The organism is Chryseobacterium sp. c4a, from assembly GCF_009900745.1.
Classification (GTDB): Bacteria; Bacteroidota; Bacteroidia; order Flavobacteriales; family Weeksellaceae; genus Chryseobacterium.
This window is the reverse complement of sequence record NZ_WXVU01000008.1, coordinates 147,899-154,316: the sequence shown is the minus strand read 5'-3', so window position 1 is coordinate 154,316 and position 6,418 is coordinate 147,899. Positions and strand designations below refer to the sequence as shown.

The window sequence follows — 6,418 nt, the reverse complement described above, 5'->3', positions numbered from 1 at the left end:
AAAAGAGTGGGAGATTACGGTCTCCCATGCTTTTAATGTAGCAATAGAAAATAAAAACTTATGAACAGAACATTATCAAAACCTCAGATATTTTTACTGCACTATGCCGGCGGAGACAGAAACTCCTTCCGTCCTTTAATAGATGCACTGCAATCCCATTTTCAGGTAGAAACTCCGGAACTTCCGGGGAGAGGTGACCGAATGTCAGAACCGCCTTTAAAAAATAAGCAGGAAGCAGTTGCAGATGTCTTGGAACAGATAAAAAAAGCCAGACAGAAAGAAGTCCCTTATCTGATGTATGGGCACAGTATGGGAGCAATATTGGGATTTGAAATTTGTCATGCAATGGAAAAAGAGGGTGATGCCCCCATCCATTTTGTAGCAACAGGATATCCGGGCCCGGGAATTAAAGAAACCAATCCTATTGCCCATCTACCCAAAACAGAGTTTTTTACTGAAGTAAGAAAACTGGGTGGAATTTCCGATGAGGTGATGCAATATGAAGAATTATTAGACTTTTTTGAGCCTGTTTTGAGAGGCGACTTCAGTCTTCTGGAGAACAAAAGCAATCAGGTTCCCAATATAAAAATACAGACTCCCATTTATGCAGTAATGGGAAAAAGCGAAAAATACGCACTGAATATAAGAAACTGGGCTAATTATACGGAAGCAGAATGCGAATGTCAGATTGTCAACGGAAACCATTTCTTTATCAATCAGAATTTTAACTATCTGTCACAGGTGATTAAAAATCTGATGAATGCCAGTACAGCTAAATGATAAATTATCAATTCACCCATAAAGCAATTTTATGCCTGGAAAAAAAGAACACGCGCTAACCTTTATCTATATCACAGTCCTGATCGATATCATTGGAATAGGAATCATTGGACCTGTACTACCAACTCTGATTACAAAATTGTCCAACGCAGATAACATAAGCATCACCGCTCAGTATATCGGGTGGTTTATATCCGTATATGCTTTAATGCAGTTTCTGTTTGCTCCCGTTTTGGGAGGATTAAGCGACCGATATGGACGTAGACCTGTACTATTATGCTCACTTTTGGGACTCGGAATAGATTATCTCATTCTAGCATTGGCCCCTGATATTGCATGGCTCTTTGTAGGAAGAATTATCAACGGAATTATGGGATCAAGTATGACAACAGCAGCGGCATATATTTCAGATATCAGCACGCCTGAAAAAAGAGGTCAGTATTTTGGAATTATGAGTGCAGTGGCTGGAGTAGGAATGATTATTGGCCCTCTGATCGGTGGATTTCTCGGACAATACGGCGAAAGAATCCCTTTTTATGCCGCCGCCGGATTAAGCTTGCTTAACCTTGTCTATGGATTTTTTGTCCTGCCGGAATCATTATCAGAAAGTAATCGCCGCCCATTTTCCTGGAAAACGGCCAATCCTATAGGGGTGATGAAAAGCATGAATAAAAAAATATTAGCTCCTGCATTTATCGTAGCCTTTATTCTGATTGCTTTGGCAGGACATTCCGTACAAAGCTCATGGAGTGTATATGTGATGGATAAATTCAATTGGAAAGAAGACATGATAGGCTATTCAATGGGATTTCTGGGACTGTTGATGGTTATCTTTCAAGGAGGATTGATTGGTTTGTTTATCAATAAACTGGGACAGAAGAAATCCGTTATTATTTTCCTGGCGTTCTTTTGTCTAAGCATGCTGTTATTCGGAATTGCCAATAAAGGCTGGATGATGTTTGTGGTCATCGCGATTTATGCCCTTGGCGGAATGGCATCTCCCATACTTCAGGCAATGATTTCCTCAAAAGTACCGGATAATCAACAAGGATTATTACAGGGCGGGCTTACCAGTATTCTCAGTTTAACTTCTATTTTCGGGCCATTGCTGATGACCTGGGTCTTTGCTTATTTTACCTCTCCACGTTCACTGATTACTTATAGCGGTGCTCCTTTCATCTTAGGAGCTGTTTTAGCAGTAATTGGCAGCTGTTGCATATACTTCGCGATGAGAAAAGATAAAGAATTGAAATAAAAAAATAATTAAATAAATAAAAGATAATCAGTTTCTTATCTTGTAAAAAGAAGCGTTAGCTATTCATTCGCTTCGTCAAATCAACGAAGTTGATTCCATCTTAGCCTTCTAAAAATACAACGTTATGAAAACAAACCTTTGCATCTAAAAAAAGAATGTATCATTATTTAGCAATAAAAGACAACTGAACTAAACTCAGGATCAATACCTTTGTCCTCCTACATCTTTTATTTTGGAAGCATATAAAAAACGGATTGTAAAAACCATACAATATATCGATGCGAACCTCGACGCTGATCTCTCCCTGGAAAAAATGGCAGAGATGAGTGTCTATTCGCCGTTTCATTTTCACAGAATATTCAAACTGATCACAGGAGAAACCCTTCAGAACTATATTATCAGGAAAAAAATAGAAAAAAGTGCCTTTCTTTTGGCAGTAAAAAAAGATATGGAGATCAAGGAAATTTACCTGGATCTTGGCTTTTCAAATCACTCCGTTTTCAGCAAAACCTTTAAAAAATATTACGGATTACCACCTTCAGAATTCCGTAAAACAGCTCCCGAAGCATTTCACAAGATTTTACAAACACAAAGCAAGAACGGACAAATTGATACGGTTTTCAGCCAATACATTTGCACTATTGAAAACCTATTAAATTGGACAACAATGAATTTAAAAATTGAAGTAAAAGAAATGCCGGAAATGAATCTGGCTGCAGTAATGAGCCTTGGAATTGCCGGGGTAGAGCCTTCTTACAATGTGTTGGTAGACTGGGCTAAAAAAAAACAGCTGTTTCCTCAGGAAAATGTAAAAATGATTTCTGTCTATCATGACAGTTTTAAAGTAACCCCACCAGATAAGGTAAGAATTCATGCCTGTATGCTTTTAGATGAAAAACTGGAAGAACCAACAGGAGAAGTTTTTTCAGAAACAATAGAACCCGGAAAATTTATTGTAGGAAGTGGAGAAGTCACCCTCAACGATTTTGAACAATGCTGGGTATCCTTATTTTTATGGATGAATGAGCACAATTATTCTATGAGAAGAACGTTCCCGTTCGAGATCTATCATACCAACTTTAAAGAGCATCCGGAGGGAAAGATGATGGTGGATTTCTGTATCCCGATTCAGTAATTAAATTCAAGCAGAAAGCTTGAAGCTGGAAGTTATGAAAGTCACAAAGAACAAGCATATGTCTTTTAAAATCAATTGCTTTGGTAGTGAATGTCAGTAATTCCGCCTAAAAGTAACTTCCTGCTTCCTTCTTTTTTACCATTCAGTAACCAAAGAATACCTTTCAGTAATATTTTTTTTACAGAAAGGTATTTGTCATAGTACTTTTGATCCAGAAATTAATAACCATGAAAACACAAGGACATAAAATACTTTTTCTAATAGCGCTGATAACTTTTACCTTGGGATATTCCCAGATAAAGATTTCAGGAAAAGTAACCTTTAAAAATAAAGGAGTAAATGAAGTAAATGTTACTCTAAAAGATACTTATGATGGAGCAACTACCGATGCGCAGGGGAATTTCTCTTTCAATACTACAGAAAAAGGAAGTCATAAAATAACTTTCACCCATCCCAAATATGAAGAAATTGAAAAAGAAATTACTATTGAAAATCAGGATGTTGTAGTTAATACAGATCTTAAAGAGCAGATCAGTGAAATTGATGCGGTAGTGGTTTCTGCGGGTTCTATAGAGGCTAGTGACAGGAAAAGGGCAACAGCTTTACTTACACCTCTTGATATTTATACCACAGCAGGAGCAGACGGGCAGATAACATCAGCTTTAACCTATCTTCCCGGTGTGCAAAAAGTAGGAGAGTCTGAGGGACTTTTCATCAGAGGAGGTACGGCTTCCGAATCTAAGATTTTTATGGATGGAAGTCTTATCAATAATTATTTTTCGAATTCTGTTCCCGGGATTGCAGGAAGAGATCAGTTCAATACTTCACTTTTTAAAGGAAATATTTTTTCAAGTGGTGGATATTCAGCATTATATGGACAGGCCCTTTCAGGAGCATTGATGTTGGAAAGTGTTGATCTTCCGGATCAGAGCTCTTACAACTTTGGTGTTTCTCCTATTTTTTTGAGTGGTGGATTTCAAAAATTAGGCGAACAAAAAAATTACTCATACGGTGCTTCAGCAGGATATTCTCTACTAAGCCTGATGCAGAAGGTTTTCAATTTTAATACGGACTTTATTGATGCCCCACAGGGATTGAATGGAGATGTAAATTTTAGATTCAAAACGAAATCAGGAGGTTTTTTTAAATATTATGGAATGTTTAATACCAATAAAATGGGCGTAAAAACAGAAAGTCTGGAACCGGGATACGAATTTGGGCTGGTGAGATTAAAAGGTAAAACCATGTATCATAATCTCTCTTTCAGACAAAAATTTGGAAAATATCTACTAAATGTAGGCGGATCTTACTCTTATAACCGATCAGATCTTAATTTTTCTACAGAAACCAAAGGGGTAGAAGATAATTATAGCCAATTATTAACGGATGGAAATTACATAAACTTCAAAACAGTTCTTGAAAGAAAGATTAATAAAATCAGTGCTTTAAGAGGTGGGTTTGAATTAAATAATACCAATGAAAATCTCAATTTTGAAAGTGTTCAGAAACATTATAAAGACTTGATTTCTTCAGCATTTATAGAAACAGATCTGGGGTTCAGTAACGCTTTGTCTGCAAAGATCGGGGTGAGAGCAGAAAATTCATCTTACTTGGGTAAAAGTAATATAGCACCTCGTTTTGCACTGGCATACAGACTTTCCGATAAATGGACTACCAATGTAGCGTATGGAATTTTTTATCAGAATCCGGAAAGTAAATACATCAATGGGCCTGCTGACTTGGGGTTTCAGAAATCACAACACTATATTTTTCAGCTTTTAAGAAGCTCAGAAGGAAGAAGTCTGCGTTTTGAAGCCTTTTATAAAAAATATGACCAGCTTATTAAAACCTATAATATCCTGCCAGGGAATCAACAAAGCCAACAGATTCAGACAGCTCTCAATAATGATGGTTACGGATATGCAAAAGGCCTGGAATTGTTTTGGAGAGACAATAAAAAGACATTTAAAAATATAGATTACTGGATTACTTATTCCTTCTTGGACTCAAAAAGAGACTTCATCAATTATCCGGTAAGCTTAAAGCCAGGTTTTGCTGCAGAGCATACTCTTTCGGCAGTGGTGAAAAGATTCATTCCAGAATGGAAACTAGGGGTAAACTTATCCTATACCTATGCCAAAGGTCGCCCATATTATGATATTGCGACAGAAATGAAAAATGGAGAAACCATTAATTATACCAGAAATGAAGGCAGGCTTAAAGATTACAATGCTTTGAATATTAGCTTTAATTATGTTCCCAGTATCGGAAAAAAAGACGCAAAATCATTTACAGTGTTTGTGTTAAGTATTTCAAATGTTCTTGGATCTAAAAATGTATATGGATACAATTTTTCAACAGACGGATCAAGAAGTTCAGCTGTAGTTCCTCCGGTAAATACTTTTGTCTTTGTAGGTGCCTTTTTCAGTTTTGGAGTCGATAAAACAGAAGATGCCATCAATAATAATTTATAAAAACATAACTTCGAATAAACAATCAACCAACTTTTAAAATTTGATATCATGAAAAAATACCTTTTAAGCTTTGCTTTAGTTCTAATTAGCTTAACTGCTTTTGCACAGACAGATTATGAAAAAATAATGGCTGAAAAAATTGCAAAAATAGAAACCTGTAAAACTCCTGAAGACTTTCAAACATTGTCTAATGATTTCCAGAGAATAGGCAGTAAAGAAAGCTCACAATGGCTTCCTCCATATTATGCTGCATTTTCACAGATTCAAAAAGGAAGGGTTATGATGAGAAATGGAAATACACAAGATTTGGATGGGGTAGCATCACAGGCTGAAAAATACCTGGGTACTGCACAAAGTCTTGCGGGAGGAGATAATGCTGAAATTCACCTGTTGAAAAAGATGGCTTATTCTTTAAGAATGATGGTTAACCCGCAGCAACGTTTCATGACAGATGGTGCAAGGGCTTCAGAAGAGCTTACTAGAGCTGAAAAATTAGATCCATTAAATCCAAGAATTGCCCTTATAAAAGCAGAGGATGTTTATTTTACTCCTGAACAGTATGGAGGAAGTAAGACCAAAGGAATAGAAATGTTCAAAGAAGCAATCGCAAAATTTAATACTTTTAAACCTAAAACATCTTTGGATCCGAATTGGGGAAAGAGAGAAGCAGAATACTTTATGAGTTTGTCCACTGAAAATACAAAGTAATTTAATTGACCTTCACATTGTGGAGGTTTTTTGTTCTAATGAAAAGAGAACCCAATCTAGATTCAA

The 6,418-nt window shown here is 36.5% G+C and carries 5 protein-coding genes; all 5 read left to right on the top strand.

Features of this window, described 5'->3' with window-relative positions:
* Positions 1-60 precede the first annotated feature (60 nt).
* The 5 genes from GTR01_RS12790 (at position 61) to GTR01_RS12770 (ending at position 6,352) form a co-directional block, all read left to right on the top strand.
* Entirely contained in the window at positions 61-780 is a 720-nt protein-coding gene (locus tag GTR01_RS12790) for a thioesterase II family protein (RefSeq protein ID WP_160138224.1), read from the top strand.
* A gap of 31 nt (positions 781-811) precedes the next feature.
* On the top strand, positions 812-2,035 hold the full coding sequence (locus GTR01_RS12785; protein ID WP_160138223.1) for a TCR/Tet family MFS transporter: 1,224 nt from the start codon (positions 812-814) through the stop codon (positions 2,033-2,035).
* A gap of 232 nt (positions 2,036-2,267) precedes the next feature.
* A complete protein-coding gene (locus GTR01_RS12780; protein ID WP_160138222.1) occupies positions 2,268-3,170 on the top strand; it encodes a GyrI-like domain-containing protein in 903 nt (300 codons plus the stop codon).
* A gap of 227 nt (positions 3,171-3,397) precedes the next feature.
* Positions 3,398-5,644: a TonB-dependent receptor gene (locus GTR01_RS12775; protein WP_160138221.1), complete on the top strand. Its 2,247-nt coding sequence runs from the start codon at positions 3,398-3,400 to the stop codon at positions 5,642-5,644.
* A 48-nt stretch (positions 5,645-5,692) separates the two neighbouring features.
* A complete protein-coding gene (locus tag GTR01_RS12770; RefSeq protein WP_160138220.1) occupies positions 5,693-6,352 on the top strand; it encodes a hypothetical protein in 660 nt (219 codons plus the stop codon).
* The last annotated feature ends 66 nt before the right edge of the window (positions 6,353-6,418 follow it).

Excerpts from the sequence above, each read along its gene's own strand:
- GTR01_RS12785 (WP_160138223.1), top strand. The coding sequence starts at position 812 with ATGCCTGGAAAAAAAGAACACGCGCTAACCTTTATCTATATCACAGTC.
- GTR01_RS12775 (WP_160138221.1), top strand. The coding sequence starts at position 3,398 with ATGAAAACACAAGGACATAAAATACTTTTTCTAATAGCGCTGATAACT.
- GTR01_RS12770 (WP_160138220.1), top strand. The coding sequence starts at position 5,693 with ATGAAAAAATACCTTTTAAGCTTTGCTTTAGTTCTAATTAGCTTAACT.
- GTR01_RS12790 (WP_160138224.1), top strand. The coding sequence starts at position 61 with ATGAACAGAACATTATCAAAACCTCAGATATTTTTACTGCACTATGCC.